11 protein-coding genes and 1 tRNA gene are annotated in these 11,629 nt (G+C 70.2%); 7 read left to right on the forward strand and 5 right to left on the reverse strand.

Features of this window, described 5'->3' with window-relative positions; genetic code table 11:
- Positions 1-26 precede the first annotated feature (26 nt).
- Both N787_RS04510 and N787_RS04515 read left to right on the forward strand, forming a co-directional pair.
- The gene (locus N787_RS04510) at positions 27-1,373 is read left to right on the forward strand and encodes a replication-associated recombination protein A (protein WP_034211041.1); all 1,347 of its coding nucleotides are present in this window, start codon (positions 27-29) and stop codon (positions 1,371-1,373) included.
- Positions 1,366-2,088 (forward strand): phytanoyl-CoA dioxygenase family protein, encoded by a 723-nt coding sequence (locus N787_RS04515; RefSeq protein ID WP_211252126.1) that lies wholly within the window; start codon positions 1,366-1,368, stop codon positions 2,086-2,088. The genes N787_RS04510 and N787_RS04515 overlap by 8 nt, the downstream gene beginning before the upstream one ends.
- Here N787_RS04515 and N787_RS04520 read toward each other — a convergent pair.
- Positions 2,052-3,806 carry a M14 family metallopeptidase gene (locus tag N787_RS04520; RefSeq protein WP_034211043.1) on the reverse strand — a complete coding sequence of 585 codons (1,755 nt, stop codon included), beginning with the start codon at positions 3,804-3,806 and terminating at the stop codon, positions 2,052-2,054. The two genes, N787_RS04515 and N787_RS04520, sit on opposite strands and share 37 nt — an antisense overlap.
- A gap of 58 nt (positions 3,807-3,864) precedes the next feature.
- Here N787_RS04520 and crcB point away from each other — a divergent pair, with 58 nt between their 5' ends.
- The gene (crcB, locus tag N787_RS04525) at positions 3,865-4,254 is read left to right on the forward strand and encodes a fluoride efflux transporter CrcB (protein WP_034211045.1); all 390 of its coding nucleotides are present in this window, start codon (positions 3,865-3,867) and stop codon (positions 4,252-4,254) included.
- Between the two features lie 99 nt (positions 4,255-4,353).
- On the opposite strand, the gene N787_RS04530 is transcribed toward crcB, so the two are convergent.
- Positions 4,354-5,424: a hypothetical protein gene (locus N787_RS04530; RefSeq protein WP_034211047.1), complete on the reverse strand. Its 1,071-nt coding sequence runs from the start codon at positions 5,422-5,424 to the stop codon at positions 4,354-4,356.
- 187 nt (positions 5,425-5,611) lie between these two features.
- Between N787_RS04530 and serS the strand changes: the two genes are divergently transcribed.
- The 3 genes from serS (at position 5,612) to N787_RS04545 (ending at position 7,995) form a co-directional block, all read left to right on the forward strand.
- Positions 5,612-6,895, forward strand: coding sequence for a serine--tRNA ligase (gene serS / locus N787_RS04535; RefSeq protein ID WP_034211049.1), 1,284 nt, complete (start codon positions 5,612-5,614; stop codon positions 6,893-6,895).
- On the forward strand, positions 6,892-7,848 hold the full coding sequence (locus N787_RS04540; protein ID WP_034211051.1) for a LysR substrate-binding domain-containing protein: 957 nt from the start codon (positions 6,892-6,894) through the stop codon (positions 7,846-7,848). Before serS ends, N787_RS04540 begins: the two co-directional genes overlap by 4 nt.
- Before the next feature lie 57 nt (positions 7,849-7,905).
- Positions 7,906-7,995 (forward strand) — tRNA-Ser (locus tag N787_RS04545).
- A gap of 59 nt (positions 7,996-8,054) precedes the next feature.
- Here the strand turns inward: N787_RS04545 and N787_RS04550 are convergent.
- Both N787_RS04550 and N787_RS04555 read right to left on the reverse strand, forming a co-directional pair.
- Positions 8,055-8,387, reverse strand: a complete 333-nt coding sequence (locus N787_RS04550) for a hypothetical protein (protein ID WP_156968897.1) — start codon at positions 8,385-8,387, stop codon at positions 8,055-8,057.
- Between the two features lie 106 nt (positions 8,388-8,493).
- Positions 8,494-9,432, reverse strand: coding sequence for a CPBP family intramembrane glutamic endopeptidase (locus N787_RS04555; protein WP_034211055.1), 939 nt, complete (start codon positions 9,430-9,432; stop codon positions 8,494-8,496).
- A gap of 236 nt (positions 9,433-9,668) precedes the next feature.
- Here N787_RS04555 and N787_RS04560 point away from each other — a divergent pair, with 236 nt between their 5' ends.
- The gene (locus N787_RS04560) at positions 9,669-10,313 is read left to right on the forward strand and encodes a response regulator (protein WP_034211057.1); all 645 of its coding nucleotides are present in this window, start codon (positions 9,669-9,671) and stop codon (positions 10,311-10,313) included.
- A 20-nt stretch (positions 10,314-10,333) separates the two neighbouring features.
- On the opposite strand, the gene N787_RS04565 is transcribed toward N787_RS04560, so the two are convergent.
- Complete coding sequence (locus tag N787_RS04565) at positions 10,334-11,536, reverse strand: ISL3 family transposase (RefSeq protein WP_034211058.1); 1,203 nt, start codon at positions 11,534-11,536, stop codon at positions 10,334-10,336.
- Positions 11,537-11,629: the final 93 nt, after the last annotated feature.

Below are 11,629 nucleotides of genomic sequence, written 5' to 3' on the forward strand. Positions count from 1 at the left end.
GAACCTGACCCCGCTAGAATGGCGGCATGCGCAAGGGCAAGCCCGCCAGTGACCCGCTGTTCCAGCCCGCCGAGGGCCTGAAGCCGCTGGCCGAGCGCATGCGCCCGGCCTCGCTCGACGACATGGTGGGCCAGCGCCGGCTGCTGGCGCCGGGTTCGGCGCTGCGGCGCGCGGTGGAGTCGGGGCGCGTGCATTCGATGATCCTCTGGGGCCCGCCGGGCTGCGGCAAGACCACGCTGGCGCTGCTGCTGGCGCGCTACGCGGAGGCCGAGTTCGTCGCGATCTCCGCCGTGCTGTCTGGCCTTCCGCAGGTGCGCGAGGTGCTGGCCGCCGCCGAACAGCGCTTCAACGAGGGACGCCGGACCGTCCTGTTCGTGGACGAGGTGCACCGCTTCAACAAGACCCAGCAGGACGCCTTCCTGCCGCACATCGAGCGCGGCAGCATCCTGTTCGTCGGCGCCACCACGGAGAACCCGAGCTTCGAGCTCAACTCCGCGCTGCTCTCGCGCTGCCGCGTGCACGTGCTCGAGGCGGTCTCGCCCGACGACATCGCCGAGGCGCTGCGCCGCGCCCTGGCCGACGAGGCGCGCGGCTTGGGCGGGCAGGGCATCGAAGTCGACGACGAGCGCCTGCGCGAGATCGCCGGCGCCGCCGATGGCGACGTGCGGCGCGCACTGACCCTGCTCGAGATCGCCGCCGAACTGGCCGCCGACGAAGGCGGCCGCATCACCGAAGCCACCCTGGTGCAGGTTCTGGCCGACCGCACCCGCCGCTTCGACAAGCAGGGCGAGCAGTTCTACGACCAGATCTCGGCCCTGCACAAATCCGTGCGCAGCTCGAACCCGGACGGCGCGCTGTACTGGTTCGCGCGCATGCTCGACGGCGGCTGCGACCCGGTCTACCTCGCGCGCCGGCTCACGCGCATGGCGGTCGAGGACGTCGGCCTGGCCGACCCACGCGCGCTGCAGATGGCGATCGAGGCCTGGGACGCCTACGAGCGCCTCGGCAGCCCCGAAGGCGACCTGGCGCTGGCGCAGGTGGTGATCTACCTCGCCAGCTGCGCGAAATCCAACGCCGCCTACGTCGCCTTCAAGGCCGCCCAGGCCGACGTGCGCGAGGGCGGCACGCAGGAGGTGCCGATCCACCTGCGCAACGCGCCCACGAAGCTGATGAAGCAGCTCGGCTACGGCAGCGGCTACCAGTACGACCACGATGCGCCCGACGGCATCGCCCTCGACCAGACCGCGTTTCCCGAGGCGATGGGCGAACGCGTGTACTACGAACCCGTCGACCGCGGCCTCGAGATCAAGCTCAAGGACAAGCTCGACCGGCTGCGCGAGGCCCGCGCCGCGGCCAGGAAAACGCGTGACTGAGCGCGACGCCATGCCGGTGCCGGCCTTCGGGGACCGGGACGCCCTCGAGCGCGACGGCTTCGTACTGCTGCGCGGCGCCATTCCGGCCGAAGCGATCCCGGGCCTGCAGGCCACCTTCGATGCCGGCGTGCTGCCGAACCACGACTGGCCGGTGCCGCGCGGCGCGGACTGGCGCCATGCGCTGCTGGACACCGAGCCCGGCGTGCAGGCGGTGTGCCGCTTGCCCGCGGTGCTTGCCGCCGTGGGCGCGCTGATCGGCGAACGTTTCTTCCTCGCCCAGGTCGAAGGCCGCGAGCCGCTGCCCGGCGGCGGCCACCAGGGCCTGCACCGCGACCTGTCGGCGCAGCGGCCGGGCGACACGGCGCTCGCCATCGTGTTTTTGGACGACTACGGCCCGGCCAACGGAGCGACCCGCGTCGTGCCGGGCAGCCACCCGCTGGCGTCCTTCGATTTCAGCGACACGTCCCGGGCGGTCCAGCTGTCGGGCCGCGCCGGCGACATCCTGGTCTTCACCGCCGACCTCGTGCACGCCGGCAGCCTGAACGTCACCGGCGGTCGCCGCCGCAGCCTGCTGATGAGCTTCTTCGCCGCGCCGGTCTACGAATCGCACCTCGCCACGGCGCACCTGCGCAACATCCGCATGCCCGCCGCCTGGTTCGACCCGCCCGCCAGCGGGCCTCAGCGCGGCGCGACGTCCACCCTCAGCACCGGATAAAGACCGTAGCGCTCGTCCCACGACGGGTGCCGCCGGTAGAAGAACTCCAGGCGTGCCGACGGACTCGCGGCGAACGCGGCGTCCTCCGCCAGCCGCTGCCCGAACTCGGCCCGCAGCGCCGGATCCTTCGCCAGCATCGCGCGCGCCACGTCCTCGGCGACGTAGGCCTCCATGTATTCCTTGCGCTCGAAGTGGTTGTTGAAGTGGCCCCAGGCCAGCAGCGAGTCCGGCGCCTGTGGCTCCAGCATCGCCATCAGCAGGCGCGACTTCGGCTGGCGGATCGGCACGAACAGCGCGCCGGCGCCGACCGTGCGGCGCTCGGGCGCCCAGGCGCCGGTGACCGCCAGCGTCTGCCGGCCTTCGACCGAGCCGGCGGAGAACTGCTGGGTCCTGGCGCGGAAGGCCTGGACCTCCAGTTCAAGCGCTTCCGGCAACAGGCGGAACCCGACGCCGTGCGTCCGCAGCTTCGCGCCCACGGCCTCGGCGTGCTCGGGCGGAACCACATAGCCGGCGCCGGGCATGGCCACGGTCAGCACGGGCTGGACGTCGTCGCGCATCGGCACCGTCCACACCTGCGGCGTCGACTCGTCGTAGCGGGTCATCAGCGCGCCGGAAACCTCAGAGCGTTCGCGCGTGTAGGCATACCCGCGGAAGTCGATCATGCGCACCTTGTCGGTGGCCGCGAACGCCAGCGGCACCGGCGCGGCGTCGGGCTGGCTGGCGGCCGCGTCGGCCTCGCGCACGGCGCGCTGCCAGGCCGGGCCGTGCGTGGCGATGTGTTCGAGCACCGAGACCACCGTGTTGCGGGTGCTGCGAACGCGCTCGGGGTAGGGGCGCCAGGAGTGGGTTTCCACCAGCATCGCCAGCCGGTTGCGCAGCCAGAAGTAGCCGGTCGAGAAGCGCGGCGGCGCCACCGAGTCGCTGAATCCCGACATCGGGTCGTCGTCGGTGACGAACGAGGGATAGAAGGCCAGCGGCAGCGAGCCCGCGGCGGCCAGGTCGGCGATGACGCCGTCGCGCCACTGCCTGCCGATCGCGCGCAGCGCCGCCGGGCCGGCGTGCATCGGCTCAACCTGGATCGCGATGTCGTGCTCGAACTGCGCGCCGTTGGTGGCGTGCAGGTCGACCACCGCCAGCGGGTCCCAGGCCTCGACGAGGGCGAGCATCGCCTGCATCTCGGGCGAATCGGCCTTGAGGTAGTCGCGGTTGAGGTTGTGGTTGCGGGCGGTGGTGCGCCAGCCCATCTCCACCGGGCCGCGCTGGTTGGGGCGGTTCCAGGCGCCGAAGCGCTCGTGGCCATCCACGTTGAACACCGGCACGAACACCAGCACCTGCCGGTCGAGCGCGCCCGCGGCGGCCTTGCCTTCCAGCACTTCGCGCAGCGCCAGGAAGCCGGCGTCCTTGCCGTCGATCTCGCCGGCGTGGATGCCGCCCTGCACCAGCACCACCGGCAGCCCGCGCTTGCGGGCCGCGGCGGCATCGAGCGCGCCAGACGTGGACGCGACCAGCGCCTTCATCGGCCGGCCCTGCGGCGTGGTGCCGAAGTCCAGGCAGCGCACCGCCTTCGGATACCGCGAGGCAAACGCATCGCAGAGTTCGATCACCTCCTGGTAGCGGCCCGTGCGCGTGAAGCCGGATTGCTCCGAAAGGGTGGCCAGGGGCTCCGCGGCGAAGGCGGGCAGGGCGACGGCGAGCAGCAGCGGCAGCAGGCAGCGCATGGATATCTCACGGCGGAATCGAAAGCCGAAGCCTACAAGTTTCGGTTAGGCTTCCGCCATGAACTGGACCCTGCTCTGGCTGGTGATGGCGGGCGGCGCGCTCGGCGCCGGCGGTCGCCACCTCATCGGCGGCTGGCTGCTGCGCCAGGCCGGCGAGGGCCTGCCCTGGGGCACGCTGGCGGTGAACCTGCTGGGCAGCTTCGCCGCCGGCTTCCTGCTGGTGTGGCTGGAGGAGCGCGGTCCCGGTGCGATGGCGCTGCGCGCCTTCCTCGTCGTGGGCGTGCTCGGCGGCCTGACCACGTATTCCGCCCTGATGCTCGAGTGCCTGGTCTTCGCCCGCAGCGCACGCCCCGGAATGCTGGTGGCCTACCTTGGCCTGACCCTGGTCGCGGGCCTGGCGCTGGTGGCGGCAGGCGCGCGCCTCGCGGAAGGCATCCGGCCCGCGTGATGCGTGCCTGCGCCGTGGCGACCGGCGCGGCGTCCTGACGACGCCAATTGAAAGGGCCGGGCATCGACGATGCCCGGGCCTTGGTTCACGCATTGACCATCAGCGGCCCGGCACGCGGCAGCAGGTGCGCGAGGCGCGGAGGTCCTGCGGCGACGCATCGTTGTTTCGCGCCGAGCAGGTGCCGGCGTTGGAGAACACGATCGGCATCAGCCAGCTCGAGGTCTCGCAGTTGGTCGCGGTCTGGGTGTAGCCCGCCGCGCATGCCGGGGCATTCGCATTCGCGGTGCCGCCCGGCCCGATGTCCGCCACGATGGTCTTCGTGGTTTCCACGCACTGCAGCGCCGTGGCCACCGGCGGCGCGAAGTAGCCGACGATGTCGGCCACGTAGTGCGCCTGGGCGAAGGTGTAGAGGGTGAAGTCGAAGGAAGAGATCGGGTTCGGCGTCTGCACGATCAGCGCGTTGTTGACGATCGTGCCGGCCGCGTAGTTGATGCTGGCGGCCAGCGGCTGGGGACTGCCGAACGGGTAAGCGGTGGCGTAGCCGGCGGCGCCCGGGTTGACGGCCGTCAGGTTGATCGCGACCGCCGTGGCGGACAGCGGATTGACGCCGCAGTTGGTGGCGCTGCCGCCCTGGCTGGCGAAGCTGCTGACGCCGAACGCGACGAAGTTGCGGGTGGAATTTGCCGCGATGGCGCCAGCGGCCACGTTGCGCGTGTCGAGGATGCGGCAGGGCGCGACCGGGGTGTACACCAGGTCGTTGCCGAGGGCGCCGAGGGTCAGCGTGCCGTCCTCCCGGCCCGCGGCGAGCTGTTCGATGACCTGTTCATCCGAGAGCAGCTGTCCACCGCCGCCCAGCTCGGCCATCGTGCCCTCGAAGGTGTCGCGCTGGAGCGCGTTGCGGAAATTGTCGGAATCGGCCACGACCAGGTTGGGCACCATGCGCTCGGCCCAGGTGGCCAGCGGCACCCCGTGGACGCGCTCGACGTAATGACCCCACTTCAGGACCAGCTGGCGGGTGAGTTCGCCGCGCTCGGCGGGGCTGAGCTCGCCGGTGTCGGCCGCGACCGGCTGTAGCGGGCCCGGACCGGGCTGGGCGGCCAGGGCGGGTGCACCCAGGCCCAGCAGGATCGCACTGGCGAGGGCAAGGGGAAGGACGACGCGGCTGTTCATGGGGTGCTCCGGGGTGGGTTGGGCGGGTGGCGGGCCGGTTGGCTCGCGATCAAGAGAACGTGAAGAGCGGGGCGGAGTGGCCACTCCCCCGATGATTCCGCCGCGGGCGTCCGGCCCGACAAGTCGTTGCGCGCCTGGAAGCGCCCGTTGGATAATCCGCCCACCTGTTTCAATTTTGGAATGACCCATGCTCGACCCGACCCTCCTGCGCGGCCAGCTCGCCGAGACCGCCGCGCGCCTGCAGGCCACCCGCGGGTTCGCGCTGGACGTTCCGGCGCTCGAGCGCCTCGAGGCCGAGCGCAAGCAGATCCAGACCCGCACGCAGGAGCTGCAGAACCTGCGCAACACCCGGTCCAAGGCGATCGGCATGGCGAAGGGGAAGGGCGAGGACACCACCGCGCTGATGGCCGAAGTGGCCGGCATTGCCGACGAGCTCAAGGCCGGCGAGGCGCGCCTGGAAGTGATCCGCGCCGAGATCGACGCGATCGCGATGGCGGTGCCCAACCTGCCCGACGCCAGCGTGCCGGCGGGCAAGGATGAAAACGACAACGTGGAAGTGCGTCGCCACGGCGAGCCGCGCCAGTTCGATTTCCCGGTGAAGGACCACGTCGAGCTCGGCGCCCGCGACGGCTGGCTCGACGGCGACACCGCCGCCAAGCTCAGCGGCGCCCGCTTCACCGTGCTGCGCGGCGAGCTGGCGCGCCTTCATCGCGCACTGGCGCAGTTCATGCTCGACCTGCACACGCGCCAGCACGGCTACCTCGAAGTGAACGTCCCGCTGATCGTCAACGCCGACAGCCTGCGCGGCACCGGCCAGCTGCCGAAGTTCGAAGAGGACCTGTTCGCCACCGATTTCGGCGACAGCCGGCGTTACCTGATCCCGACCAGCGAAGTGCCGCTGACCAACATCGTCCGCGACGAGATCGTGGACGACGCCAGCCTGCCGCTGCGCATGGCCGCCCACTCGCTGTGCTTCCGCGCCGAGGCCGGCAGCCATGGCCGCGATACGCGCGGCATGATCCGCCAGCACCAGTTCGAGAAGGTGGAGCTGGTCTCCATCGCGCGGCCGCACGAATCCGCGGAGGAACACGAGCGCATGACCCGCTGCGCGGAAGTCGTCCTCGAACAGCTCGAGCTGCCCTACCGCAAGGTGCTGCTGTGCACCGGCGACATGGGCTTCGGCGCCACCAAGACCTACGACCTGGAAGTGTGGCTGCCAAGCCAGGGCACCTACCGCGAGATCAGCAGCTGCTCGAACTGCGGCGATTTCCAGGCCCGGCGCATGCAGGCGCGCTGGCGCAACCCGGCCACCGGCAAGCCCGAGCCGGTGCACACGCTCAACGGCTCGGGCGTGGCCGTCGGCCGCTGCCTGATCGCCGTGATGGAAAACCACCAGCAGGCCGACGGCAGCATCGCCGTGCCGGCCGCGCTGCGTCCCTACCTCGGCGGCCTTGAAAGGATCGGCGCATGAACCATCCGGATCTCAACGACCTGCAGTTCTACGCCATGGTGGTCGAGCACGGCGGCTTCGCCGCGGCCGAGCGCGCGCTGGGCATCCCCAAGAGCCGCCTGAGCCGCCGCATCGCCCAGCTCGAGAACGAGCTCGGCGTGCGCCTGCTGCAGCGGAGCACGCGCAAGTTCGCCGTCACCGACGTCGGCCAGAGCGTGTACCGCCACGCCCAGACGATGCTGGCCGAGGCCCAGGCCGCGCGCGAGGCCGTGGACCGCGTCAGCGCCGCGCCGCGCGGCAGCATCAAGGTCAGCTGCCCGGTGTCGATCGCGCAGGAGGTGCTGGGCCCGATCCTGCCCGACTTCATGAAGAAGCACCCGCAGGTGCGCCTGCAGCTGCACGTGAGCAACCGCCGCGTGGACGTGATCCAGGAAGGCTTCGACGTGGCCATCCGCGTGCGCAGCCAGCTCACCGACGACGGCGAGATGGTGGCGCGCAGCTTCGGCCAGCTGCGCGAGCTGCTGGTGGCCAGCCCGAAGTACCTCGACCGCATCGGCCGCCCCGAAGTGCCCGCCGACCTGGCCGGCCACACCACGCTGAGCATGAGCGAGGACGACAGCCGCCAGCGCTGGACCCTGCACGGCCCCGAGGGCCAGGTGCAGAAGGTCGAGCTGCAGCCGCTGCTGATGGCCCACGATTTCCCGCTGCTGATGGCCGCCGCCCGCGACGGCCTCGGCGTGGTGCTGCTGCCCGAACTCACCTGCGCCGAAGCCATCCGCCGCGGCGAGCTCGAGGTGGTGCTGCCGCAGTGGAGCCTGCCGCAGGGCATCTGCCACGCCATCTACCCCAGCCGCCGCGGCCTGCTGCCGGCGGTACGCGTGTTCATCGACTTCCTCGCCGAGCGCCTTCCCGGCATCATCGAGGACATCCGCCTCAAGTGCGGCACCAAGGGCGGCGTCCCGTGCCCGCCCTGATCCCACCTTGTGGGAGGGATTCCAACCCCGATGCTCCGCGCATGAAGTTCCAAATCCGGAGAGATGGCCGAGTGGTTTAAGGCAGCGGTCTTGAAAACCGCCGAAGGGTCAAACCTTCCGTGGGTTCGAATCCCACTCTCTCCGCCACCCCAGCGCCCTGGCCCTTGGATGGGAGCACGCTGGAGTGGCATTGGAGCGTTTTTACTTCAGGCGATCTTGGTGGGCGGTGGGCAGATCCGGATCTCGGTACCGTCCGGTCCGATGATGATGTAGCACCCCGGCTTACCGCCGCCACCACCTCCGCCGCCGCCCCCGCCGCAGAGCTTCGGGAAGAGCTTGCAGGCGATGCTGATGATGTCGCCGACGGTATCCGCGGTCGATCGCGCCGAGATGGTCGCTTCGCCCACCGGCGCGATCACGGCACTGCCGTCACCGTAGTCGACCCGTACCAATTGCGTGAGCAACTGGAAGCGGCCTTCCCCTTCCGCGCTGCCGCCCGGGCAGTCACAGTCCGATTTTCCACTGGCCATTTTTGCCATGGCACCACTCCGTACTGATGGTTGGTCCCCTGCATCAGTTACAACGGAGTCAGGCGCCCACATCGGTCGCGTCCCCTCCTGACCCAACCGGCGAGCCACTGCCGGATCAGGGAAGGAACAAGGCCAATCCCAGCAGTGAATTCGCGGCCAGGCAGGCCCACAGCGATCGGGTGCGCACGAAGAGCGCGGCGATGGCGCAGCCCACGACGGCGGAGGGCAGGGTGTCCTGCCAGTCCAGCGTGTAGTGGATCGGCATGATCACCAGCCCGGACAGCGCGACGGCGGGCCAGGTGCCGAGTGCGCGCTCGGCCAGCGTCACCAGCCACAGGCGCAGGGCCAGCTCCTGCATCAAGGGTTCGAGCAGCACGATCGAGATCGCGATCGGCCAGCCGATGGCCGCGACCGTGTAGCCGCTGTCGATGCCGGCATCCGGCGCCACCAGACCCAGTAATTTCAGCGCGATCCACGCGGGCACCGCCACCGCGAGGCCGAGTGCCAGCTGGCGCCAGAGCGGAAGCGGGCTGGCGTTCGGTCCGGGCAGCGACAGCTGGCGCGCGAAGGCCCAGTAGCCGGCGATCACGAAGCCCGCCGGCAACAGCAGCGACTGCATCGCCATCGCGGCGGCGGTTTCGCCGAGGCTGCGTTCGCGCGGCACGTCGAGTTCGTTGAAGACGAACATGCGGCTGCGGCAGACGGTGGCGCCGGCTTCGGCGGCCAGACTCTCCAGCAGCTGGCGGGCGGGATGGTTCTGGTCGCCGTGCAGGGCGCCGATGGAGTACTCGCGGGCGCCGGGGCCGCAGGGTTTCGGCGGGCGGACGTCGTCCGAAGCGCGGCGCACGCGCCCGGCCGGGACGCGGCCGTGGCGCGCGTCCACCACGGACGCCAGTGCGTCGAGCTGCGCGGGCGTGCCTTCGACCCAGACCAGCGCGCGGTCGGCACCGGCGGTGTGCAGGTCGGCAAGCATGAAGCCGCGCATGGCGACGGCGTGCACCAGCGGCAGGCACAGCGCGAGCAGCAGCAGCGCGAAGCGGCGGTGCAGTGGCATGCGGTTTCCCCCGTGCACCTCCCCGGTGCGCGGCAAGGATAGCGGCCGCGGTTGCGGGCGGGCCCCTTACGTCGTTAGTGATTCGGGGCGAAATGACGGTGGCTTCTCCAAACCGCGCGTGCCTTCGATATTTTCGATTCCGAGAGGCGAATTCCTACCGAAGTCCGTGGCGGATGGCGATGCCGCCGCCCGCGGCGGGCCGCGTAGGTTGGTTCAAAAGCTCTGGGGAGAGCGCGATGATCCGAGTATTCCTGCTGGACGACCACGCCCTGGTCCGCACCGGCTACCGGCTGATCCTGGAACGCGAGGCTGATTTCCAGGTGGTGGGCGAGGCCGGCAGCGGCGAGGAGGGCCTGCCCGCCATTCGCAAGCTCAAGCCGCATGTCGTCATCTGCGACCTGCACCTGCCGGGCATCAGCGGCCTGGACATCACCGAGCGCATCGTCCGCGGCGAGTACGGCTCGCGCGTGCTGATCGTGTCGGTGCAGGAGGACGGGCCGATGCCGCGGCGGCTGATCGAGGCGGGCGCCAGCGGCTACCTCGGCAAGGCCTGCGACGCACACGAGCTGCTGCGGGCGATCCGTGAAGTGGCGCGCGGCCGCCGCTACCTCGCCAGCCAGGTGGCGCAGCGGATGGCGCTGTCGCGCCTGGGTGGCGACGACTCGCCCTTCGACCTGCTGTCCCCGCGCGAGCTCGAGGTGGCGCGGATGCTGTGCCAGGGCATGCGCATGGAGGAAATCGGCCGGCGCCTGAGCCTGAGCGGCAAGACCGTGGCCACGCACAAATACCGGCTTTACGAAAAGCTGGGCATCAAGGACACCGTGGCGCTGGCGCGCATGGCGGGGCAGCACGGCATCTCGGATCCGGTCTACGCGATCTGAGGCCGCAAAGAAGAGGTTCTTCACCCAAGTCCGGGGAAGGCCGCCCGGATCTTCAGGAAGAAGTAGGCGTCATCGCGGTAGCCGTAGGCCACGCGCTTGATGACCTTGATCTTGTTGTTGATCCCCTCGACCAGGTTCGTTCCCAGCGGCCAGCGGCAGTGGGCCAGGATGCCGGCCAGGTAGGGTTCCAGGCGGCGTACGAACATCCGCAGCGGCTGAAGGCCGCTGCGCAGGGCTCGTCGCTTCCAGCTTTTCCAGGCTTTCCATGCCCAGCCCTCGCGGCGGTAGCGCCACAGTTCCTTCAGGTCATCCTTCAGCAGGTAGACCGTCAGCAGCGCCTTGTTGGCCGCCAGTAGCTCTTCCAGCCGCACCGTCTGATCGGCCGGCAGGTTCTCCCGGTTGCGAAGCAGCAGCCAGCGCGATGTCTTGACCACCCGCCGGGCCGGCTTGTCGGCCCGCAGCCGGTTTGCCTCGTCCACGCGGACCCGATCGATCACCTCGCGGCCATACTTCGCCACGACGTGGAACAGGTCGTAGACCACCTCGGCGTTCGGGCAGTGCGCCCGCACTTCCAGGTCGTACGCCGTGTTCATGTCCATCGCCACGGCCCGCACCTGCGCACAACGCTCGGGACCAAGCAGCTCAAAAAACGGCTTTATTTCAGCTCTCGAACGACCGCGACCCACCCACAGGACCCGCTTGCGTTCGGCGTCCACGACTACTGTCGCGTAGCGATGGCCCTTCTGGATCGCAAACTCGTCCATCGCCAGCAGGCGCACGCCGTCCAGGTCCGGCGGGCCCAGCGTGCGATCCAAGTGGCGAAAGTCGATCGCCTTGACCGTCTTCCAATCCAGCCCGAACCACCGGGCGGCATGCCTTACCGACGTGCCCGCACAGAGCCGAGCGACGTTCTGCGCCAGCCGCCGCGTCACCCGGACATGGGGGTCGAGCCAATCCAGCCGCTCCAGCCGCGGTCCGCAGCGCGGGCAGGCCAGCCGCAGCCGGGGTACCCACAGCTCCACCGCGTGCTCGAACATCGGCAGGTCCCGGATCCGGCGCAGCGTGCGGTCGTGGATGGCCGCCACCGGCGCGTCGCAACCCGAACAGAAGCGCTCCGCCCCGTCTTCCGGCGCCAACTCCAGCACCAACCAGGACTGGCTACCCCGAAGCTCCTGGCGCCAGTCCCAGACGCGATACCCCACCCAGCCGCCCAGCTGGGACATACAATCCACTTCGGCCACGGCCGGCCCCGTTTTGTTGCCTCGAGAACAACAATTCTGCCGGGTCGGCCGTGCGCCTCTCTCCCCTCAGTTGGG

Source organism: Arenimonas metalli CF5-1, assembly GCF_000747155.1.
Lineage (GTDB): Bacteria > Pseudomonadota > Gammaproteobacteria > Xanthomonadales > Xanthomonadaceae > Arenimonas > Arenimonas metalli.

Excerpts from the sequence above, each read along its gene's own strand:
- N787_RS04540 (WP_034211051.1), top strand. The coding sequence starts at position 6,892 with ATGAACCATCCGGATCTCAACGACCTGCAGTTCTACGCCATGGTGGTC.
- N787_RS04520 (WP_034211043.1), bottom strand. The coding sequence starts at position 3,806 with ATGCGCTGCCTGCTGCCGCTGCTGCTCGCCGTCGCCCTGCCCGCCTTC.
- crcB (WP_034211045.1), top strand. The coding sequence starts at position 3,865 with ATGAACTGGACCCTGCTCTGGCTGGTGATGGCGGGCGGCGCGCTCGGC.
- N787_RS04560 (WP_034211057.1), top strand. The coding sequence starts at position 9,669 with ATGATCCGAGTATTCCTGCTGGACGACCACGCCCTGGTCCGCACCGGC.
- N787_RS04510 (WP_034211041.1), top strand. The coding sequence starts at position 27 with ATGCGCAAGGGCAAGCCCGCCAGTGACCCGCTGTTCCAGCCCGCCGAG.
- N787_RS04550 (WP_156968897.1), bottom strand. The coding sequence starts at position 8,387 with ATGGCAAAAATGGCCAGTGGAAAATCGGACTGTGACTGCCCGGGCGGC.
- serS (WP_034211049.1), top strand. The coding sequence starts at position 5,612 with ATGCTCGACCCGACCCTCCTGCGCGGCCAGCTCGCCGAGACCGCCGCG.
- N787_RS04530 (WP_034211047.1), bottom strand. The coding sequence starts at position 5,424 with ATGAACAGCCGCGTCGTCCTTCCCCTTGCCCTCGCCAGTGCGATCCTG.
- N787_RS04555 (WP_034211055.1), bottom strand. The coding sequence starts at position 9,432 with ATGCCACTGCACCGCCGCTTCGCGCTGCTGCTGCTCGCGCTGTGCCTG.
- N787_RS04565 (WP_034211058.1), bottom strand. The coding sequence starts at position 11,536 with ATGTCCCAGCTGGGCGGCTGGGTGGGGTATCGCGTCTGGGACTGGCGC.